16 protein-coding genes and 2 pseudogenes are annotated in these 20,162 nt (G+C 72.3%); 15 read left to right on the top strand and 3 right to left on the bottom strand.

Features of this window, described 5'->3' with window-relative positions:
- The first annotated feature begins 159 nt into the window (after nt 1–159).
- The 4 genes from glnA (at nt 160) to pspAB (ending at nt 3,659) form a co-directional block, all read left to right on the top strand.
- The gene (glnA, locus tag CTZ28_RS04170) at nt 160–1,569 is read left to right on the top strand and encodes a type I glutamate--ammonia ligase (RefSeq protein ID WP_121887835.1); all 1,410 of its coding nucleotides are present in this window, start codon (nt 160–162) and stop codon (nt 1,567–1,569) included.
- Nucleotides 1,570–1,701: 132 nt separating this feature from the next.
- Nucleotides 1,702–1,959 (top strand): SCO2583/SCO2584 N-terminal domain-containing protein, encoded by a 258-nt coding sequence (locus CTZ28_RS04165; protein ID WP_121887834.1) that lies wholly within the window; start codon nt 1,702–1,704, stop codon nt 1,957–1,959.
- Nucleotides 1,960–2,103: 144 nt separating this feature from the next.
- The gene (htpX, locus tag CTZ28_RS04160; protein ID WP_121888096.1) at nt 2,104–3,021 is read left to right on the top strand and encodes a zinc metalloprotease HtpX; all 918 of its coding nucleotides are present in this window, start codon (nt 2,104–2,106) and stop codon (nt 3,019–3,021) included.
- 2 nt (nt 3,022–3,023) lie between these two features.
- A complete protein-coding gene (gene pspAB / locus CTZ28_RS04155; protein WP_121887833.1) occupies nt 3,024–3,659 on the top strand; it encodes a PspA-associated protein PspAB in 636 nt (211 codons plus the stop codon).
- Between the two features lie 308 nt (nt 3,660–3,967).
- Here pspAB and CTZ28_RS04150 read toward each other — a convergent pair whose 3' ends face one another.
- Nucleotides 3,968–5,308, bottom strand: coding sequence for a DUF2252 domain-containing protein (locus tag CTZ28_RS04150; protein ID WP_121887832.1), 1,341 nt, complete (start codon nt 5,306–5,308; stop codon nt 3,968–3,970).
- Between the two features lie 426 nt (nt 5,309–5,734).
- Complete coding sequence (locus tag CTZ28_RS04145) at nt 5,735–6,049, bottom strand: hypothetical protein (RefSeq protein ID WP_121887831.1); 315 nt, start codon at nt 6,047–6,049, stop codon at nt 5,735–5,737.
- A 302-nt stretch (nt 6,050–6,351) separates the two neighbouring features.
- Between CTZ28_RS04145 and CTZ28_RS04140 the strand changes: the two genes are divergently transcribed.
- The 7 genes from CTZ28_RS04140 (at nt 6,352) to CTZ28_RS04110 (ending at nt 14,391) form a co-directional block, all read left to right on the top strand.
- Nucleotides 6,352–7,062 carry an RlpA-like double-psi beta-barrel domain-containing protein gene (locus tag CTZ28_RS04140; protein WP_121887830.1) on the top strand — a complete coding sequence of 237 codons (711 nt, stop codon included), beginning with the start codon at nt 6,352–6,354 and terminating at the stop codon, nt 7,060–7,062.
- Nucleotides 7,063–7,409: 347 nt separating this feature from the next.
- On the top strand, nt 7,410–8,438 hold the full coding sequence (gene glnII / locus CTZ28_RS04135) for a glutamine synthetase (RefSeq protein WP_121887829.1): 1,029 nt from the start codon (nt 7,410–7,412) through the stop codon (nt 8,436–8,438).
- Between the two features lie 501 nt (nt 8,439–8,939).
- Nucleotides 8,940–9,566 carry a winged helix-turn-helix domain-containing protein gene (locus tag CTZ28_RS04130; RefSeq protein ID WP_121887828.1) on the top strand — a complete coding sequence of 209 codons (627 nt, stop codon included), beginning with the start codon at nt 8,940–8,942 and terminating at the stop codon, nt 9,564–9,566.
- 73 nt (nt 9,567–9,639) lie between these two features.
- On the top strand, nt 9,640–10,662 hold the full coding sequence (locus tag CTZ28_RS04125) for an SDR family oxidoreductase (RefSeq protein ID WP_121887827.1): 1,023 nt from the start codon (nt 9,640–9,642) through the stop codon (nt 10,660–10,662).
- A 51-nt stretch (nt 10,663–10,713) separates the two neighbouring features.
- Nucleotides 10,714–12,003, top strand: a complete 1,290-nt coding sequence (locus CTZ28_RS04120; protein WP_121887826.1) for a sensor histidine kinase — start codon at nt 10,714–10,716, stop codon at nt 12,001–12,003.
- Complete coding sequence (locus CTZ28_RS04115; protein WP_121887825.1) at nt 11,988–12,641, top strand: LuxR C-terminal-related transcriptional regulator; 654 nt, start codon at nt 11,988–11,990, stop codon at nt 12,639–12,641. Before CTZ28_RS04120 ends, CTZ28_RS04115 begins: the two co-directional genes overlap by 16 nt.
- Nucleotides 12,642–12,834: 193 nt before the next feature.
- Nucleotides 12,835–14,391, top strand: coding sequence for a DUF1996 domain-containing protein (locus CTZ28_RS04110; protein WP_121887824.1), 1,557 nt, complete (start codon nt 12,835–12,837; stop codon nt 14,389–14,391).
- 79 nt (nt 14,392–14,470) lie between these two features.
- Here the strand turns inward: CTZ28_RS04110 and CTZ28_RS04105 are convergent, their stop codons facing one another.
- Complete coding sequence (locus tag CTZ28_RS04105) at nt 14,471–14,872, bottom strand: hypothetical protein (protein WP_183154261.1); 402 nt, start codon at nt 14,870–14,872, stop codon at nt 14,471–14,473.
- 505 nt (nt 14,873–15,377) lie between these two features.
- Here CTZ28_RS04105 and CTZ28_RS04095 point away from each other — a divergent pair.
- The 4 genes and pseudogenes from CTZ28_RS04095 (at nt 15,378) to CTZ28_RS04080 (ending at nt 20,127) form a co-directional block, all read left to right on the top strand.
- Nucleotides 15,378–17,312 (top strand): hypothetical protein, encoded by a 1,935-nt coding sequence (locus tag CTZ28_RS04095; protein WP_121887821.1) that lies wholly within the window; start codon nt 15,378–15,380, stop codon nt 17,310–17,312.
- Between the two features lie 107 nt (nt 17,313–17,419).
- A pseudogene (locus tag CTZ28_RS04090) lies at nt 17,420–18,322 on the top strand (metal-dependent hydrolase); the annotation flags it as partial.
- A gap of 72 nt (nt 18,323–18,394) precedes the next feature.
- A pseudogene (locus tag CTZ28_RS04085) lies at nt 18,395–19,372 on the top strand (PDR/VanB family oxidoreductase); the annotation flags it as partial.
- Nucleotides 19,373–19,440: 68 nt separating this feature from the next.
- Nucleotides 19,441–20,127: a TetR/AcrR family transcriptional regulator gene (locus CTZ28_RS04080; RefSeq protein WP_259471470.1), complete on the top strand. Its 687-nt coding sequence runs from the start codon at nt 19,441–19,443 to the stop codon at nt 20,125–20,127.
- Nucleotides 20,128–20,162 lie beyond the last annotated feature (35 nt).

Genomic DNA, 20,162 nt, shown 5'->3' with positions numbered 1-20,162 from the left:
GGCTACCGTGGAAGCCGGGCCGGTTAACTTCAGCGAAACAAATGGGTCACGCCCGAGAAATCACCCGAACCTAGTGTCGAGCCAGCGTGTGCCACCGCACTGGCCGCACGAACGAACTACCACCCCGGCGACAGGACGGTCGGGAGTAGGAGGAGCTGGATGTTCCAGAACGCCGACGAGGCCAAGAAGTTCATCGCGGACGAGGACGTCAAGTTCGTCGACGTCCGCTTCTGCGATCTGCCGGGCGTGATGCAGCACTTCACGGTGCCGGTCGAGGCGTTCGACCCGGACGAGGAGCTCGCCTTCGACGGATCCTCGATCCGTGGCTTCCAGGCCATTCACGAGTCCGACATGTCGCTGCGCGCCGACCTGTCGACCGCCCGGGTCGACCCGTTCCGCCGGGACAAGACCCTCAACATCAACTTCTTCATCCACGACCCGATCACGGGCGAGCAGTACTCCCGTGACCCGCGCAACGTGGCGAAGAAGGCCGAGGCGTACCTCGCCTCCACCGGGATCGCGGACACCGCGTACTTCGGCCCCGAGGCCGAGTTCTACGTCTTCGACTCCGTCCGCTTCGCCACCAGCGCGAACGAGTCCTTCTACCACATCGACTCCGAGGCCGGCGCCTGGAACACCGGTGCCCTGGAGGACAACCGCGGTTACAAGGTCCGCTACAAGGGGGGCTACTTCCCGGTCCCGCCGGTCGACCACTTCGCCGACCTGCGCGCCGAGATCTCCCTCGAACTGGACAGGGCCGGTCTGAAGGTCGAGCGCCAGCACCACGAGGTGGGCACCGCAGGACAGGCCGAGATCAACTACAAGTTCAACACGCTGCTCGCCGCCGCCGACGACCTCCAGCTCTTCAAGTACATCGTGAAGAACGTCGCCTGGCGCAACGGCAAGACCGCGACCTTCATGCCGAAGCCGATCTTCGGTGACAACGGCTCGGGCATGCACGTCCACCAGTCGCTGTGGAGCGGCGGCGACCCGCTGTTCTACGACGAGCAGGGCTACGCCGGCCTGTCGGACACCGCCCGCTACTACATCGGCGGCATCCTCCGGCACGCCCCGTCGCTGCTGGCCTTCACCAACCCCACGGTGAACTCGTACCACCGTCTGGTGCCCGGCTTCGAGGCCCCGGTCAACCTGGTCTACTCGCAGCGCAACCGCTCCGCGGCCATGCGTATCCCGATCACGGGCTCCAACCCGAAGGCCAAGCGCGTCGAGTTCCGCGCGCCCGACTCCTCCGGCAACCCGTACCTCGCCTTCTCGGCGCTGCTCCTCGCGGGTCTGGACGGCATCAAGAACAAGATCGAGCCGGCCGAGCCGATCGACAAGGACCTGTACGAGCTGGCCCCCGAGGAGCACGCCGGCGTCCCGCAGGTCCCGACCTCGCTCCCGGCGGTCCTCGACTCCCTGGAGGCCGACCACGAGTTCCTGCTCGCGGGCGACGTCTTCACGTCCGACCTGATCGAGACCTGGATCGACTTCAAGCGCACGAACGAGATCGCTCCGCTCCAGCTCCGCCCGCACCCGCACGAGTTCGAGCTGTACTTCGACGTGTGACCGGCCCCTGTGTGAGCCTTCGGCGCCCCCGTTCTGCCGTGCGGAACGGGGGCGCCCCGTTTCGCCGGACGGGGGTGTCGCCGTATCGTTTACTGCACAGCTGTTCGACAGGGGACACGGGGAGACGCAGGGATGTCCGGACAGGACGACGGCGAGCGCGACTTCGATCTGAAGTGGGCGGACGACGCCGAGCACAAGGAGCCCTCGGCCCGGGCCAGGATGCTCGCCGCCCGGTGGAAGGAGAACCCGCCGGACCCGGCCCCGTTCCGCGCCGCCCCGGAGCGGGCCGCGCCGCGCCGCTCGCCCTGGGTGTCGACCGTGATCGTGCTCGGCTGCATCGCCGCGGTGATCCTGCTGCTGGGCTGGCTGGAGATGCGGTCGGTCCACTAGGGCACGCGGGACCGGCGGGGCGGTGCCGGGGGCGCGGAGGACCGCTGGGCCCCGGGGGAATCTTTGCCCGTCCCGGGGTCGGCGCCGACCTCGCCAGGTGCACACTGGACAGCGGGACGAGTGCCTTACTGCGGGGTGATGCAGATGCAGAGCCGCTTCCAGAGCGACCGACGGCTGACCGTGCGCATGGTGGTCACGCTGTTCCTGCTCGGGCTGCTGTACGTGGCCTTCGTGGCCGTGTTGATCGCGTTGCTGAAGTCCTGGGTACTGGTCGTGGTGCTCGCGGCAGCGCTGCTCGTGGCGCAGTACTGGTTCTCCGACCGCGTCGCGCTGTACGCGATGCACGGCCGGATCGTGGAGCGCGAGGAGTATCCGGACCTGCACGGGGTGATCGACCGCCTGTGCGCACAGGCGGACATGCCGAAGCCGGTGGTCGCCGTGTCGGACATCGACATGCCGAACGCGTTCGCGACCGGCCGCAACCCCGACCATGCGGTGATCTGCGTGACCACCGGCCTGCTGCGCCGGCTGGAGCCCGCGGAGCTGGAGGGCGTGCTGGCGCACGAGCTGTCGCACGTGGCGCACAAGGACGTCGCCGTGATCACGGTCGCGTCGTTCCTCGGTGTCCTCGCCGGTCTGATGGTGCGGTTCGCCTTCTACTCGCAGCTCTTCCGCGGCCGCAGGGACCAGAACACCCTCGTGGTCCTCGCCACCATCATGGGCGTCTCCGCGGCCGTGTACGCGATCAGCTTCCTGCTGATCCGGGCGCTGTCCCGGTATCGCGAGCTGGCCGCCGACCGGGCCGCCGCCCATCTGACGGGACGGCCCTCGGCCCTGGCCTCCGCGCTGACCAAGGTCTCGGGTGACATCGCCCGGATCCCGACGAAGGACCTGCGCACGGCACAGGCCTTCAACGCCTTCTACTTCACCCCGGCCCTGGGCGCCGAGCCCGGCCTGTCCCGGCTCTTCTCCACCCACCCCAGCCTGGAACAGCGGCTGGAGCAGCTGGGCCGGATCTCCGCCGAGCTGGGTGAGGCGGCGATGCCGGGGAAGGCGGGCTGAGCATGGGGCTCCTGGACATCCTGCTCGGCCGTACGAAACCCGTCGCACCCGATCTCGACCAGCTGTTCGCGCTGCCCTCGGCGGCCGTGACGCTGGAGGTCGCGGCGGGGTTCACCCCGACCGGGGGCGGCGCCGTGTGCTTCGCGTCGGTCGAGGGCGCGGCCTTCGAGCAGACGCAGCGCGAGGTCCGGGCGCTGCTGGACGCGGACGCCGAGCGCGGCGGATCGGCGCTGGGCGAGCGGGGCGCGCAACCCGGCGGCGCCCTGCCGGTGGAGCTGCGGCAGGACGACTACGGCTACTCCTGGCTGGTGTCGCAGCGGACGCCGGACCAGCTGCCGGATCTGGTGAACGACCTGCACGCGGTGAACAGCTCGATGGAGGCCAACGGCTTCGGCCCGCAGCTGCTGTGCTCCCTGGCCGGATTCGAGAACAAGGACGCGGCGGGCGGCGCCCGGCGGCTCGCCCTCGTCTACCTCTACAAGCGGGGCACCTTCTACCCGTTCGCGCCGCTGCCCGGCACCACCCAGCGGCGCGACAACGCGCTGGAGCTGCAGGTGAAGGCGGCCCTCGCGAACGATCTGCGGATCGAGCAGGACCTGAGCCGCTGGTTCCCGGTGTGGGGCGCCCCCGGGCTGTGACCCGGGGCTGTGCGCGGCGGCCGGTCGTCACCCGAGCCGCCGGGCGCGGGGCAGCACCGCCGCCCGGGTCGAGGGCTCCGCGGGGACCGGGCCCGCCCCGAAGCCAACGGCGGGCCGTCAGGCCGGGGCCGCCAGGCCGGGGCCGCCAGGCCGGGGCCGCCAGGCCGGGGCCGCCAGGCCGGGGCCGCCAGGCCGGGGCCGCCAGGCCGGGGCCGCCATCGAGCGCGGAACGACGCCGCGACCGGGACCGCCGTCCGGAGCAGGGGCGTCGGTATGTGCGGGAGACGCGCGGGGCGGCCGGCCGGTCGTCAGACGCCCGGGGCGGCCGGGACCACGCCCGCCACGACGGCGGCGCCGAGCGCCGCGTGATCGGCGTCGGTCTGGTCGGCGTAGCACAGCGCGAAGTCGGCGACCGCGCGGTCGAAGGTGTCGGCCGTGCCCAGGTAGGCGGCGATGGCGATACGGTCGCCCGAGCGGGCGTGGGCGCGGGCCAGGGCGGTGCCGCACAGCCGCCCGTACGCCAGGAGGCGGTTCGGGTTCATGCCCGCCACATCGGCGACGCCCTTCACATCGCGCAGCTGGCGCCCGTAGAAGGCGCGGCCCTGCGGCCCCGTCATCCAGCCCAGGAAGATGTCGCCGGCGGCCTGGAGCAGCCGCTGCCCCGCCACGACCCGGTGCCCGGGGTGGAGATACGGCCCGCTCGGCAGGTGGTCCTCCAGGATGGCCTTGCGGGCCTCCTTGATCTGCAGGAACAGCGGGTCACCTGCGCCGCGCCCGGTGAGCAGCACGAGGAAGCAGCGGGTGCCGACGCTGCCGACGCCGACGACCTTGCGCGCGGCGTCGGCGAAGCGGTACCGGTCGAGGAGGAGGCGGCGCTCCTCGGGCAGGGTGGAGCGGTAGTCGCTGAAGATCTTGCGCAGCGAGGCCGCGTCGCCGGCCCCGGCGGGTTCGAGCAGCGGCGGGTCGTGGATGATGCGCCGCCGCCCGTCCACCACCTCCGTGAGCTTGCCGAGGGCCTGCAGGCTGGTGCGGCGGCGGGCGCGGGTGAGGCTGGACCCCAGGTGCCGGGGTTGGCGGGCCGGGCGGACGAGGGGCAGCAGGCCGGCGGCGTCGACGCGCTCGTACCAGACGGTCAGCTCGCCGAGCCGGGCCAGCCGCCGGATCGCGGTGCGGTAGCCGGCCACGGTCTCCCGGACTGCCCGGTGCGCCCGGTGGGCGGGGTGCCCGTTCTCGCGGGCGGCCACGGCGACGGAGGCGGCGAGCCGTTTGACGTCCCACTCGAAGGGGCCGCGGAAGGTTTCGTCGAAGTCGTTGAGGTCGAACAGCAGGGAGCGTTCCGGGGACGCGTACACGCCGAAGTTGAGCAGATGGGCGTCGCCGCACAGCTGCACGGTGAGCCCGGTGTGCGGCTGCCCGGCCAGATCGGCGGCCATGACGGCGGCGGCGCCGCGCAGGAAGGCGAACGGCGAGGCGGTCATCCGCCCGTACCGGATCGGCAGCAGCTCCGGCAGCCGGTCCCGGCCCTGCCGCTCCAGCACGGCGACCGGGTCGGGCCGGTCGACGGGCGGCAGCCAGCGGGCGTGCCCGGAGCGGGGGACCCGCTTGCGGGCGGCCTTGCCGCTGTCGACGTGCTCGGCGGTTGTGGTCATGCGGCACGCCTCCCTGGTTCCCGTCACCTCCTGATCTGATCGAAGTCAAGTCCGGGAGGGCGGGCCCGCGCATGTCCAGCCCAGCGAACGGGTGACGGGCCTGCCCGTGGTCGGGGCGGGCGGTGGCCGGTGCGGTGGGCAAACGTATGCCCGGGACGCGGTGGCCGCACGGCGGACGCGACGGATGGCGGGCGGCTGGGCCCAGCGGCCCGGCGGGGAGATCGCGTGGCGGATCCTGGCCGGCGGGGTGGGCTCGGGTGTGGGGCGCGGGCGGCGATCGCACGGGAGGCGGAGCGGCTGCGGAGCCGGCCGGGCGCGGCCCGGGTGGCGCCGCGCTTCCGTGCGCCGTCGGAGCGGGAGTCGGCGGCCTGACGGCACGGCGGCGGGCACCCCGGGAACCGGGGCGCCCGGCACGCGGCACCGGTCTCAGCGGTTGTAGCGCAGGAACGCCCGCACCATGTGGCACGTCGTGTCCGACGGCGGATGGACACCGATCCGCTGGGCCGTGCTGCGGATCGTCTCGTTGCGGGCCTGGTTGGGGACGTAGACGCCCGAGTCGAGCAGGGCTATGGCGAGCCGCATCGCCTTGAGGCGGCGGTTGTGCGTGACGTACCACTCGCGCGGACGTCCGGGTGGCAGCGGACGCTTCATCACGGGGGTGTACGGCAGGTCGAGTGGGACGGGGCGCTTCGCGGTGGACTGGGTCGGCAACGGCTTCGGCTTCAGTGCGGCAGCGGGCACGGGCATCCTCCTGTCGCGTTCTCGAACACTGACTCCAGTCTACTGCCCGGCACTGACAATCGAGGAGTCCGGGAATCCTCTCGAACGACCAGGTGAGAAGCGGAATTGACGGTACGTCACAGGGGTTCGGCGAGAGACGTGAGGGACGGCGGGGAATTCGAACAGCTGGCATACGGCGACCCGGGCACGACCCTGCCCCCTGTGGCACAGGTCACTCCACCGACTCCGGTGACGGCTGAGTGACGTCGTTCGGTATCTCGTACATAGCGGCGTACGCTCCCCTATCCCTTCAGGAGGCGCGCATGTCGCGCAGGAGAACGCTCAACACCAGGAAGAAGATCGCGCTGCTGGCGAGTGCCGCCGCGGTGGCCGGCGGCGGGGCCTTCGCCATGGCGGCCACGTCCAACGCCGCGCAGAGCCCGCGGACCCTGTCCGCCGCGGACTCGACGGTCTGTCAGGGGCTGGCCACCGCGCTCGGCAACAACGAGCGGTTCATCGAGGGCCAACGGGCCGCTCCGGATGCCCAGTCGACGGCGCGGATCGCCAACCGCGAGGCGGTCATCGAGCAGATCAAGGTCCAGCAGAAGGCGTCCGGTTGCGTCGTCGGGGAGTCGGCTCAGGGCTCCCACTCGACACCGGCCCAGAACGGACAGCAGGACGGCGGGCAGGACGCGCAGCCCGCCCCGACCGCCTCCGCGGGAGGCACGGAAACGGGAGATACAGGGACGGGAGGCGCGGGCACGGGAGGCGCGGACACCGCCACCGGACAGCAGGTGTGCAACGGCTCCACCGTCACGCTCTCCGGCGAGGCCGGCGCCCCGGCGGCGTCCAGCAACCAGTTCCCGGCGGGCACCACGCTGAGGGTCACCAACCTGGACAACGGCAAGTCCACGACCGTGCAGGTGACGTCCGTGTCCGGCAGTTGTGCGCTGCTGAACGACGCGGCCTTCGAACAGGTCAGGGAACCGGGCAAGTTCCTGATCCGTCGTGCGCTGATCGAGAAGGTGGGGTGAGCGCCGGACCCGTGCCGGACCGATGAGGCAGGTGTCCCGGGTCCTGCCGCTTCCGGCCGGAGGCGGCAGGACCGGCGCGTCAGGGCACCGCGAAGCGCCCTCCGTCGTACGCGGTCCGCCCCGCCGCGGCCAGGTCGTAGGCAACCCGAACGGTCCCTCCTACCCGGGCCGGGCCGCCTCACAACCTGAACCGGCGCACCGAACAGGTGGGTAACACGGGGTTCACATCCGGGCAATGATCGGGAAATCGCCTGTTGACAGGCTGCCGAGCATCATCCCGCGGTGCCGCAGCGCCGCCGCCGCAGCACCCGCAAGTGCGCCCAGACCCACCTCGAAGGATGTGGCCCGTGAGCTTCAAGGCTGAGTACATCTGGATCGACGGCACCGAGCCGACGGCCAAGCTGCGTTCCAAGACGAAGATTCTTGGCGACGACGCGAAGGGCGCCGAGCTGCCGATCTGGGGCTTCGACGGGTCCTCCACCAACCAGGCCGAGGGCCACGCCTCGGACTGCGTGCTGAAGCCGGTCTTCAGCTGCCCCGACCCGATCCGCGGCGGCGACGACGTCCTCGTCCTGTGCGAGGTCCTGAACATCGACTTCACCCCGCACGCCTCCAACACGCGCGCCGCGCTGACCGAGGTCGCGGAGAAGTTCGCCGCGCAGGAGCCGATCTTCGGCATCGAGCAGGAGTACACCTTCTTCGACGGCGCCCGTCCGCTCGGCTTCCCCGAGGGCGGCTTCCCGGCGCCGCAGGGCGGCTACTACTGCGGGGTCGGCGCCGACGAGATCTTCGGCCGCGAGATCGTCGAGGCCCACCTGGAGAACTGCCTGAAGGCCGGCCTCGGCCTGTCCGGCATCAACGCCGAGGTCATGCCCGGCCAGTGGGAGTTCCAGGTCGGCCCGCTGTCCCCGCTGGAGGTCTCCGACCAGCTGTGGGTGGCCCGCTGGCTGCTCTACCGCACCGCCGAGGACTTCGGCGTCTCCGCCACCCTCGACCCGAAGCCGGTCAAGGGCGACTGGAACGGCGCCGGCGCGCACACCAACTTCTCCACCAAGGCGATGCGCGAGAACTATGCCGCGATCATCACCGCGTGCGAGTCGCTCGGCGAGGGCTCCAAGCCGCTCGACCACGTCAAGTACTACGGCGCCGGCATCGACGATCGGCTGACCGGTCTGCACGAGACCGCCCCGTGGGACAAGTTCTCCTACGGCGTCTCCGACCGCGGCGCCTCGGTCCGTATCCCGTGGCAGGTCGAGAAGGACGGCAAGGGCTACATCGAGGACCGCCGTCCGAACGCCAACGTCGACCCGTACGTGGTGACCCGCCTCCTGGTCGACACGTGCTGCTCCGCGCTGGAGAAGGCCGGCCAGGTCTGATCCACGCCACAACTCCGAAGGGGCGCCCGCCACCGGGCGCCCCTTCGTGTCGTCGTGGCGGCGTCCCGTGGGACGCGGGGAGCCGGCGGGCTGTCCGCCATGTGGAACGGCGGACGACGCTTGACAGTCACGATCAAGCACCTGACCTGGTACGAACACCTGAGAGGGGGAGGCCCGCGACGTCAACTTCCCGCCAAGGAAGCGTCCGAGCAGTGAGAGGAGGGTCCTGTTGCGGGCCGGTGTCTGCTTCAATGGGCGTATGGCCAGCATCCAGAAGTACACCGCGACGGGTCGCCCTGACCTCGAGCCCTTCTGGCCTTCCCGTCAGCATCACGACTTCGACCGGGTGTGTTGCCGCGCGTGGAACGCGCGGGCCCTCTAAAGCCGTACACCCCGGCCTTCGGCCAGCGCGGAACGACGAACGTCCCCGGCGCGCCCCGACCACGAATCGCGGCCGTCGACCTACCCGACGAACTTCTCGCGCGAAAGAGCTGACCTCTCATGGCGACCACTCGTCCTCTCCCCACCGCCGCCCTTCCCGCCCCGTCCCCGGCATCCGGCGCCCGGCACCGGCTGCGCGCCGTCGACCGGGACGAGGAATGGGCCCTCCCCCGCCCCAACCCGGTCGAGAGCCTGCACACCGTCGCGGATCTGCTGCCGCCGGGCGCCACCTGGCTGCCGGCACCGCAGCACACCGTGCCCAGCCTGCCGGGACAGCCGCCGATGGTCGGCTACCTGGTGCTGGTCCCGGCCGACCGGCAGCCGGCGTTCCCGCCGGTCGCGGTGCCGGACCGGCCGGAGACCGGGCCGGCCGCCGCCCCCGACGCCACCGGTGACCCGCTGGTCCGCATCGACACCGTGCGGCGCACCGCCCAGGTGGCGGGCCGGGACCTCGACCTCACCTACCTGGAGTTCGAGCTGCTGGCCCACCTCGTGGCGCACCCCCACCGGGTGCACACCCGCGACCAACTGGTCACCACGGTCTGGGGCTACGGCCACGTGGGCGACGGACGCACCGTCGACGTCCATGTCGCCCGGCTGCGCCGCAAGCTGGGCGCCGAGCACCGCCGGACGATCCAGACGGTGCGCCGCGTCGGCTACAAGTACACGCCGCCGACCGGACGCTGACCACGCCAGCCTCCCCCGTCTGCTCTCGGCAGATCCGGGCACGCTCGACGGCCGCACCGGGCAGGGTCGCCGCATGAGACTTCTGGTGCTGGGCGGAACGGAGTTCGTGGGGCGGGCCGTCGTGGAGTCGGCGCTCCGGCGCGGCTGGGAGGTGACCGTCATCCACCGGGGCCGGCACGCGCCCCCACCGGGGGTGCGGTCGCTGCGCGGCGACCGCACCACCGCCGACGGGCTCGCCGCGCTCACCGGCGGCGGCCCGTGGGACGCCGTCGTCGACACCTGGTCGGCGGCGCCCCGCGCGGTGCGGGAGGCGGCGCGGCTGCTGCGGGGCCGCGCCGGCCGGTACGTGTATGTGTCCAGCCGCTCGGTGTACGCCTTTCCTCCGGCGGGCGGGACCGGCGAGGACGCGCCGCTGGTCGAGGGCGCCGCGGCCGACGCCGGGCAGACCGAGTACGCGCGGGACAAGCGGGGCGGCGAGCTGGCCGCTGTGGAGGCGTTCGGCGCGGACGGCTCCCTGCTGGTGCGGGCCGGGCTGATCCTCGGTCCGTACGAGAACGTCGGCAGGCTGCCCTGGTGGCTGACCCGGATCGCCCGGGGCGGCCCCGTCCTGGCGCCCGGACCGCGCGACCTGCCACTGCAGTACGTCGACGTGCGCGATCTGGCCGACTGGACGACCGGGGCGGTGGAGCGGGGGCTCGGCGGCCCGTACAACCTGGTGAGCCCGCCCGGGCACACCACCATGGGCGCGTTCCTGGCGGCGTGCGCCGAGGCCACCGGCGCGGACGCGCGGCTGTGCTGGACCGATCCGCAGGTCGTCCTGGACGCCGGGATCGAGCCGTGGGTCGAGCTGCCGGTGTGGGTGCCGCCGGGCAGTGACCTGTACCGGGCCCTGCACCGCGCGGACGTCGCACGGGCGCTGGCGACGGGGCTGGTGTGCCGTCCGGTCGGCGAGACCGTCGCCGACACCTGGGCGTGGCTGCGGGAGATCGGCGGCACGGCGCCGCAGCGCCCGGACCGGACCCGCAAGGGCCTCGATCCGGAGGTGGAGGCCGCGGTGCTCGCCGCTGCCGGGGGTGTAGCTGACACCACCTCCTGACCGGGGGTTTCGCCCCGTGACCGGCGCCCCCGGTTCGACGACACTGACGGCATGGACACGAGGAGCAGGGATTCCAGGGACGCCGGCGGCCGGACCCGCGCCGTCGTGACCGCCGGAGCGCGGGGGCTCGCCCTCGCGGTCGTCGCGCTCACCGGTTCGATCACCCTGTTCGTGCTGTCCGTCGTGTCGATCGCGCTCGTCCCGCTGGGCATCGGGATCGTCACGACGCCCTGGGTGCTGACCGGGGTGCGGGCCTTCGCCGACTGGCGGCGGCTGGTGGCCGCGCAGTGGTGCGGGGTGCGGATCCCGCGCGCGTACCGGCCGCTCCCCGAGGGGGCCAGCCCGTGGGGGCGCGCCTTCGGGCTGCTCGGCGACCCGGCGACCTGGCGGGACCTCGGCTGGCTCCTGGTCGACATGACGGCAGGGTTCGTCACCGCGCTGCTGCCCGCCGCCCTGCTGATCTATCCGGTGGAGGGTTTCGCGCTGGCGGCCGGGCTGTGGCGGGTGTTCACGGACGGCAGCCGGGTCGGCTGGTGGTACGGCTTCGTGCCGGTCTCGGGGCAGGGCAGCGCGCTGCTCGCCGGGCTGCTCGGCGCGGCGCTGCTGGCCGCCGCCTACGTCCTCACCCCGCCGCTGCTGCGTTGCCACTTCCTGCTGACCCGTGCGGTGCTCTCCCCCGGTCAGGGCGAACTCGCCGAACGGGTGCGGGTGCTGACCGAGACCCGGCGGGACGCGGTGGACACCTCGGCGGCCGAACTGCGCCGCATCGAACGGGACCTGCACGACGGCGCGCAGGCCCGGCTGGTCGCGATGGGCATGGACCTGGGGACCGTCGAGGCGCTGCTGGACAAGGATCCGGCGCGGGCGCGGGAGCTGCTCGCGCAGGCCCGCCGCAACTCCGTCGAGGCGCTCGGCGAACTGCGTGACCTGGTGCGCGGCATCCATCCGCCGGTGCTGGCCGAGCGCGGACTCGGCGACGCCGTACGGGCGTTGGCGCTGCGGCTGCCGGTGGCCACCGAGGTGAGCGTGGAGCTGGACGGGCGGGCGGACGCGCCGCTGGAGTCGGCCGCGTACTTCGCGATCAGCGAGGTGCTGACCAACGCGGTCAAGCACTCCGGCGCCGACCGGATCTGGGTCGACCTGCACCATGTGCCCGAGGACGGCGGCCAGTTGCGGATCGCGGTCACCGACAACGGCAGGGGCGGCGCCGCGCTCGGGGCCGGTTCCGGGCTGCCCGGGATCGAGCGGCGGCTGGGTACATTCGACGGCATCCTGGCCGTCAGCAGCCCCGCGGGCGGTCCCACCATGGTGACCATGGAGATTCCGTGCGCGTTGTCCTAGCCGAAGACCTGTTCCTGCTGCGCGACGGTCTTGTCCGGCTGCTGGCGGCCTACGACTTCGAGATCGCCGCGGCCGTCGAGTCGGGCCCGGAGCTGACCCGCGCGCTGGCCGAGCTGCGACCGGACGTCGCGGTGATCGACGTACGCCTGCCGCCGACGCACACCGACGAGGGGTTGCAGTGCGCGCTCGCGGCCCGCCGGGACCGGCCCGGGCTGCCGGTGCTGGTCCTCTCGCAGCACGTGGAGCAGCTGTACGCGCGCGAGCTGCTCGCCGACGGCAACGGCGGGGTCGGCTATCTGCTGAAGGACCGGGTGTTCGACGCGGAGCAGTTCGTGGACGCCGTACGGCGGGTGGCGGCGGGCGGCACGGCGATGGACCCGCAGGTGATCCAGCAGTTGTTGTCCCGGCGGTCCGCCGCCGACCGGCCGCTCGGCGGGCTGACCCCGCGGGAGCTGGAGGTCCTGGAGCTGATGGCGCAGGGCCGGTCGAACGCGGCGATCGCCGGGCAGCTCGTCGTCACGGAACGGGCGATCGCCAAACACACCTCCAACATCTTCGCCAAACTGGGACTTGAGGTGTCGGACGACGACAATCGACGCGTCCTTGCGGTGCTCGCCTACCTCGACCGGGACCGCTGAAACCTCCGTCCTGCCCCGAGTTGTTCGGCAACTCCTGCTGCTCAAGGGGCTGTTGAGCCCCGCTGGGCCGTCAAACCTCTGATGAATTCACAGGAAGGCTGAACACCCCCGGGGCCGGGTCCGTATGAATGGGCGCCGCTTCACTCCTGTCGGGCGCCTCGATGCTGCCCCGCAAGGAAGTCAGAGGAGTTCCATGGGACGCAACACACGAAAACGCCGTACGCCGCTGGCCACCAAGGCCATAGCCGCATCGGCGGCCCTAGCGCTCGGTGGGGGCGGGCTGATCTGGGCGAACTTCTATGCCTCTGCCCACGAGACGAACAACTCGGCGCAGAACCAGACGAAGGCCGCCGCCGCGCAGGTGGCGACGATCTCCTGCCCGGACGTCGGCCAGAAGCTGACGAACGTGCCGAACGCGGCGCGCCCCGGGGTGGCGACGGAGCTGGCGAACCTCGACAAGCAGATCACCGAGGCCTACGCCCGACTCGCCTCGACCCGCCAGGCGCAGGCGAACGACACGAACTTCGTCCAGAACGCGATCGTCGGCCCCCTGAAGGAGAAGCGCTCCGCGACGATCGACCGGATCAGGATCGGTATCCAGCGGGTCGGCGGATCCTTCGACACCTCGCTGGCCCAGCTCTCCGCCTGCACCACGCAGGCCGCCAACCAGACCAACGCCGGTGGCCAGAACGGTGGCGGTCAGAACGGTGGCGGTCAGCAGCAGGGCGGTGATCAACAGCAGGGCGGCGGTGCGCAGCCGGGCGACGGCCAGCAGCAGGGCGGTGGCCAGAACGGCGGCGACGGCCAGCAGGGCGGAAACGGCGGGCAGGCGGGCAACGGCCCGGTCGCCGCCGACTTCGTCGACATCACCAAGGTGCAGCCGAACGTCAAGGCGAAGCCGCGCAAGACCCGCAGCGCGTCGACCGGCACGTTCACCACCCGCTGCGGAGTGAACGCCAACAAGAACCACAACACCGACAACGTGATCGTGGCGCCCGGCGTGGCCAACGGCGCGCACCACCTGCACGACTACGTCGGCAACCAGAAGGTCGACGCGTTCTCCAGCAACGACACGTTCCTGCAGGGCGGCACCAGCTGCCAGAACAAGAGCGACCTGTCGTCGTACTACTGGCCGGTGGTCCGCGTCCAGGACGGCACGCAGGACTTCGACCAGAACGCGGACGGCGGTGGCAAGGAGGGCAACGTCGGCCGCATCCTGGTCCCCAAGCAGGCGGAGATCAAGTACGTCGGCAGCCCGACCTCCAAGGTCGTCGCGATGCCCCAGTTCCTGCGCATCATCACCGGTGACGCCAAGACCACCACCAATGGCCTGGCCAACGCCAACGCGCACTGGAGCTGCACCGGCTTCGAGAACAAGGTGCAGCTGACCGAGCAGTACCCGATCTGCCCGCGGGGCAGCCAGATGGTCCGCACCTTCGCCTTCCAGAGCTGCTGGGACGGCCAGAACGTCGACAGCGCGAACCACCGCACGCATGTGGCCTTCGCGGACGCGGCCGGCAACTGCCAGAACGGGTTCAAGGCGATCCCGCAGCTGACGATGCGCCTGGTGTACAGCCTTCCGCAGCCGAGCATCCAGAACGGCGTGGTGAAGAACGCCTACGCGGTGGACGGCTTCCCGGAGCAGTTGCACAAACCGTCCACCGACCACGACGACTTCATCAGCGTCACGACCGGTGGGCTGGCCAACAAGATCGCAAACTGTGTCAACCGCGGGCAGCGGTGCCAGTGATCGGCTGAGCCGGATCGCGATGAAAGGCCGGTGGCGGGTTCTCCCGCCACCGGCCTTCGTCGTATGCCCGGGCCGTGTGTCAGCCGGTGTGGGCGCGGTGGTCGGTGCCGATCTCCAGGTCGCCGCCGAGCGTGCCGCGCAGCTCCTTGACCACTCCGTCCTCGCCGACGGCCACCCACTTGCGGCCCACCAGGTAGTAACCGCCGTAGTCCTTCGCGTCGTTGATCCACTCGCGCTGGCCGCGATCGGTGGCGAAGGTGGCGAGGACGAACTTCCCGTTCCGGTTCTTGCAGAGGGCCTGCCGGATCTCGTCGGCGTCGGTCTGGATGTCGGGCGCGCACTTCACCTCGGCGGCCAGGCTCTCCAGGCTGCCCGTGGCCGTGGGCGGCACGGCCCGCGTGTCGCCGCCGGACCCGCAGCCCGCCAGCGCCAGTACGGCCGCGACACCCGTCACGGCGAGCATCGGTCGCGTCAACCTCATGTGTTCCTCCGGTCCCGGTGGGCGACAGCATGCCGCAGGAAGCCCCGACGAGGGACCCCACCCATCGATACGCACGACACCCACGTCCCGCTCAAATCCTGGACAACGCCCTACACGGCAACGCCCCAAAGGGGCGCGGGGAACTGCGCGACCAGCCACGACGCCACCGCAGCCGACCGACGACGCACCATACGCCGACAGCGACCGCACCGACGCAACCGGACCACACACCAAGGCAAGCCGGACAACGCCCCACACGGCAGCGCCCCGAAGGGGCGCGGGGAACTGCGCGACCAGCCACAACGACGCCGCAGCCGACCAGACGACGCACCATAACCCCTCCCTCCACGACCGCACCGGCGCAACCGGAACACAGACCAGGGCAACCTGGACGACGCCCTACACGGCAACACACCCAAGGGGCGCGAGGAACTGCGCGACCAGCCACGACGGCGCCGCAGCCGACCCACGGTGACCAACCCCCGTTCCGATCGTTCTCCCGGACGTGCAGCCACAGGATGTAGCCCAGCGTCATGCCCCCACCTCGACCGGAACCGCCGACCCGGTCGTCGATGTCGAGCAGGCCGAGGCCGCTCTCGTCGAGCACTATCCGCGGCTGGTCCGGCTCGCCTATCTGGTGCTGCCGCCGGGGATCGGCCGCAGCCGGCGCGTCCTGACCGCGCACGCCCTCGTCCAGCGGGCGCTGCCCCGGGGCCGGACGTCGGCTTCGGTGATCCCGGCGCAGTCGACAGGGCGCGACGGCGACGCCGGGTACGCCTTCGTGCGCCTGAGGGTGGTGCGTACGGCCCTGGAGGCGGGGCTACCGCTCCGGCGCCGGGCGTGGCCCAAGCGGTCCCAGCTGCCGCCGCTGCTCCCCCAGGTCTGGGGCCTGCGACTGTTCCCACGCTCCGGCGGCGCCGATGAACTCGCCCTGGACCAGCGGCTCGCCGCCCTCAGCGGACCGGCCCGCGCCGCCTATGTGCTGCGCGGTCTGGAGAAGCTGCCGGACGCGGACGCGCACCGCGTGCTGACGGCCGCCGGCGTAGCGGACCCGGAGGCGGCGCTCGCACAGGCGAACGCCGTCCCGGCGCAGTACGCGCTGCTCGACTCCCCCGAGTTCGACCCCTGTTCGCTACAGGCCCGGCCCACCGATCTGATGCGGCGCAGGCAGCACACCAAGGCGGCGATCGCCGCCGCAGCCGCGATCGCGGTGTGCGGCGCCCTCGTCGCGCTGCCGGGCGACGGCTGGGGCCCGGACGGCGCGGCGGCACCCGTGTACGCGCAGAATCCGGCCGCCGAGGCCGCCCTGGACCCGGGCCGGCTGATCCGGGTCGCCCCGACGGCGTGGAAGTCGTCGGCGCGCACCGACTTCTCCGTGTGGCCGGCCCGCGGCGCCCTCGCCCAGGACACCGGGCTGCTGCGCCGCGCGCTCGCCGTCTGGGCCCGCCCCGGTGAGTCGGTCCGCGTCTCGGCCACCCCGGGCACCCAGACCGGCGGCCCGGCGGGACCGCCCCAACTGCTGTACGCGGGCGACGTGGACAACGCCCGCGTGGTGCTCCTCCACGACGGCCTGCGCATCGCCCGTTACGCCGAGCCGAAGGACGGTACGCACGGCGCCGCGCTCGACTTCGCCCGGGTGGACGGGGCGGCCGGCCCCGAGGCGAGCGCCCTCGTGCTGAGCCGCGCCGACGGCAACGTGCGCTATCTGACCGCCCCTTGGGTGACGAAGGCCGCCGAGCGGGACCTGCGCAAGCCGAGCAGCGGCGCGATGGACCTCGACCTGACCGACGGGGTCACGGCGCCGCAGGCCAGCCCGGTGCAGCAGCCCGAGGCCTGCACGGCGTGGAACGTGCTGCAACTGACCGACGCGTCCGGCACCCACCTCTCCACCGATCTCGGCGAACTGGTCCCGGCCCGCCTCACCTCCGGCCGGCCCGGCTCCGCGGATGCCGCCAAGTCGACCGGCACGGAGGCGCTGGCCACCTGGGCGCCGTTCGCCTGCTCGCTGGCCGCGCAGCGCTCGGGGGGCGTGCGGAGCGTGAACGCCTGGGCGTACGCCGACCAGGCGCTGCCCGAGGCGGCCGGGACGGCGGACTGGGTGTGCACGCGGGCGGAGACCTGGCGGGGCGCGGGCACGGCGGTGCTGGCCCAGTTCCACACGCCGGGCGGCCGGTACGGGGCGGTCGCGGCCAAGGCGACCGATGTGACGGCGTGCGGTCCGCGTGATCCGCATGTGCTGGCCGGGGTGCTCTGGAAGTCCGAGGCCGGGTCCTGGTATCTGCTGGCCGCGGGCAGCAGCGACACCGCGTCGATCCGTACGACCGGTGGGGTCACCGCGTCCGCGCAGGGCCGTGTGCTCACCGCCCGGACCAAGCAGGGGACGCAGGCGACACTGACGGGCACCCTGGACGACGGGACTCCGCTCGCCGCGCTGCGCTGAGCACTCCGCGGCAAGGGCCGCGGCATCGTTGGCTGATCGCGCAGTTCCCCGCGCCCCATCGGGGCGCAGGGCTTCTGCTCGGGCCTGCTCGTCCATATATTGACATCATGTCTAACAAGCAGCCCCGGCCGGTGGCGTCCGAGCGGACAGCGCTCAAGGCCCGCAAGGTGTCCTTCGCCTGGCAGGACACACCGCTGCACTGGGTGCCCGGCGACCCGTTCGCCACGCACACCATCAATGTGCTGCACCTGCTGCTGCCCGCCGGGGAGCGGTGGTTCGTGCAGGTGTACAAGCAGGCGCTGCCGCTGATCCGGGACGACCGGCTGCGCGAGGACGTCATCGGGTTCATCGGGCAGGAGGCGATGCACTCCCAGGCCCATGACGAGGTGCTGCCGCACCTGCGGGACCTGGGCCTCGACCCGACCCCGTACACCGCGCAGGTCGACTGGCTCTTCGAGAAGCTGCTCGGCGACCGCACCCTGCCGCCGGGCAGGACGCGCAGATGGTGGCTGCTGGAGCGGGTGGCGCTCGTCGCGGCGATCGAGCACTACACCGCCTTCCTCGGCGACTGGGTGCTGAACGCCGCCGAACTGGACCGGCGCGGTGCCGACCCGACCATGCTCGATCTGCTGCGCTGGCACGGGGCGGAGGAGGTCGAGCACCGGTCCGTCGCCTTCGATCTGTTCCTGCACGTCGACGGCGGCTATCGGCGCCGGGTGCGCAGCTGGGCGACGGCCTGCGCCGCGCTGCTGTTCCTGTGGCAGCGCGGGGCGCGCTTCTTCATGGAGCACGACCCGACGCTCGTGAACGGCAGGGCGAGCTTCAAGGAGTTCCGCCGGGCGGGCCGCCGGGGCACGCTGCCCGGCACGGGCGCCCTGCTCAGGACCGTGCCGCGCTATCTGAGCCGGACGTACCACCCCTCGCAGCAGGGCTCCACCGCACAGGCCGTCGCCTATCTGGCCGCTCGCCGCGGAGAAGGGGGCGGTGCGGTGGCTCGCCGGGCGGCCACCGGTGCGTCGCGGCCGGTCGCGCAGTTCCCCGCGCCCCATCGGGGCGCCGGTGCCGTGAATCCGCGGTTCCCCACGCCCCTTTGGCCGTTGCCCGCGCTCGATCCGCCGGTGTCCGGCCGGCCGCGGTCGCGGGCGCTGCGGCTGCGGGTCGCCGCGCACGAGAGCGTGGCCGAGGGGGTCGTACAACTGCGTCTGGAGGGGCGGCGGTTGCCGCCGTGGGAGCCGGGCGCGCACCTCGATGTGGTGCTGCCGTCCGGGCTGGTGCGGCAGTACTCGCTGTGCGGGGACCCGGCGGACACCTCGTCGTACACGCTCGCCACGCGGCTGGTCGCGGACGGGCGGGGCGGTTCCCGCGAGGTGCACGAGCAGCTGGCCCCGGGCACGGAGCTGGAGGTGCGCGGGCCGTGCAACCGGTTCCCGCTGGTCGCGGCGCCCGCGTATGTGTTCGTCGCCGGCGGCATCGGCATCACACCGATCCTGCCGATGCTGCGGGCGCTGCCGCGGGACGCCGACCGGCAGGTGCTGTACTGCGGGCGGACGCGGGCGTCCATGCCGTTCGTCCAGGAGGTCGAGGCGTCGGCGGCGGGAACCCGGGGCCGGGTCACCGTGGTCGCAGCGGACGAGGACGGACGGCCGGACCTGGACGGCCTGTTCGCGGAGACGGCCGAGGGCACGGCCGTGTACTGCTGCGGTCCTGAAGGGCTGCTGGAGGCGGTGGCGCAGCGGCTGCCCGCAGGGGCCGCGTTGCATCTGGAGCGGTTCGCCCCGCGTACGCCGTCCGACGGCTCCCACGCCTTCGAGCTCGAACTGCGGCGCAGCGGACGCACGGTGACCGTGCCGGCGGACTCCTCCGTGCTGGCCGCCGTACGGGCCGAGCTGCCGGACACCGCGTACTCCTGTGCGCAGGGTTTCTGCGGGACCTGCCAACAGCGGGTGCTGGCGGGCGAGGTGGAGCACCGGGACGAGCTGCTGACGGACGCGGAGCGGGCCGACTCGATGCTGATCTGTGTGTCCCGGGCCCGTGGCGAGCGGCTCGTGCTGGACATGTGACGAATATCGGCGGACACCGGGACGGGTCCGGCCCCTGAAGGGCCGGATTCGATCGGTAAGGTGTTCGTATGAGTACCGGGCGCCGCAGATTGGGAGTCGACGAGCGGCGGCAGCAGTTGATCGGCGTCGCCCTCGAACTGTTCAGCCGCCGCTCCCCCGATGAGGTCTCCATCGACGAGATAGCGTCGGCGGCGGGCATCTCGCGCCCGCTCGTCTACCACTACTTCCCGGGCAAACTCAGCCTGTACGAGGCCGCGTTGAAGCGGGCCGCGGAAGATCTCGCGGACCGGTTCGTGGAGCCGCACGAGGGTTCGCTTGGCAGCCGGCTGCTGCGGGTGATGCGCCGGTTCTTCGACTTCGTGGACGAGCACGGCCGCGGTTTCTCGGCGCTGATGCGCGGTGGTCCCGCGGTCGGTGCCTCCGCGACGAACGTGCTCATCGACTCCGTACGGCAGGCCGCGTACGACCAGATCCTTTCGCACATGGGGATCGTGGACGCGCCCCCGCGGCTGGAGCTGGTCGTCCGCTCCTGGATCTCGCTCGCCGAGTCGACGGCCCTGATCTGGCTGGACGGACGGCGCATCCCGCGGAAGGAGCTGGAGGCCCAGCTCGTGTACGACTTCGCCGCGCTGGCCGCGGTGAGCGCCGCCTACGACGAGGAGATGGCCACGCTGCTGCGCCAGATGGTCAAGGACGAGCCGCCCGACGGCCCGTTCGCGGACCTGATCGGCCGACTCGTGGCCCTGGCCTCCTAGGTCCTGGGACCGACCCCAAGTCCGGTGTGGTTCGA

It is taken from the genome of Streptomyces shenzhenensis (genome assembly GCF_003688995.1).
Lineage (GTDB): Bacteria > Actinomycetota > Actinomycetes > Streptomycetales > Streptomycetaceae > Streptomyces > Streptomyces shenzhenensis_A.
This window is presented reverse-complemented; position numbering and strand designations above follow the sequence as displayed.

Bases quoted from the DNA above. Each gene is read 5' to 3' on its own strand.
- CTZ28_RS04125 (WP_121887827.1), top strand. From the start codon at position 9,640: ATGAGACTTCTGGTGCTGGGCGGAACGGAGTTCGTGGGGCGGGCCGTC.
- CTZ28_RS04080 (WP_259471470.1), top strand. From the start codon at position 19,441: ATGAGTACCGGGCGCCGCAGATTGGGAGTCGACGAGCGGCGGCAGCAG.
- CTZ28_RS04105 (WP_183154261.1), bottom strand. From the start codon at position 14,872: ATGAGGTTGACGCGACCGATGCTCGCCGTGACGGGTGTCGCGGCCGTA.
- htpX (WP_121888096.1), top strand. From the start codon at position 2,104: ATGCAGAGCCGCTTCCAGAGCGACCGACGGCTGACCGTGCGCATGGTG.
- glnA (WP_121887835.1), top strand. From the start codon at position 160: ATGTTCCAGAACGCCGACGAGGCCAAGAAGTTCATCGCGGACGAGGAC.
- pspAB (WP_121887833.1), top strand. From the start codon at position 3,024: ATGGGGCTCCTGGACATCCTGCTCGGCCGTACGAAACCCGTCGCACCC.
- CTZ28_RS04165 (WP_121887834.1), top strand. From the start codon at position 1,702: ATGTCCGGACAGGACGACGGCGAGCGCGACTTCGATCTGAAGTGGGCG.
- CTZ28_RS04150 (WP_121887832.1), bottom strand. From the start codon at position 5,308: ATGACCACAACCGCCGAGCACGTCGACAGCGGCAAGGCCGCCCGCAAG.
- CTZ28_RS04120 (WP_121887826.1), top strand. From the start codon at position 10,714: ATGGACACGAGGAGCAGGGATTCCAGGGACGCCGGCGGCCGGACCCGC.
- CTZ28_RS04130 (WP_121887828.1), top strand. From the start codon at position 8,940: ATGGCGACCACTCGTCCTCTCCCCACCGCCGCCCTTCCCGCCCCGTCC.
- CTZ28_RS04140 (WP_121887830.1), top strand. From the start codon at position 6,352: ATGTCGCGCAGGAGAACGCTCAACACCAGGAAGAAGATCGCGCTGCTG.
- CTZ28_RS04110 (WP_121887824.1), top strand. From the start codon at position 12,835: ATGGGACGCAACACACGAAAACGCCGTACGCCGCTGGCCACCAAGGCC.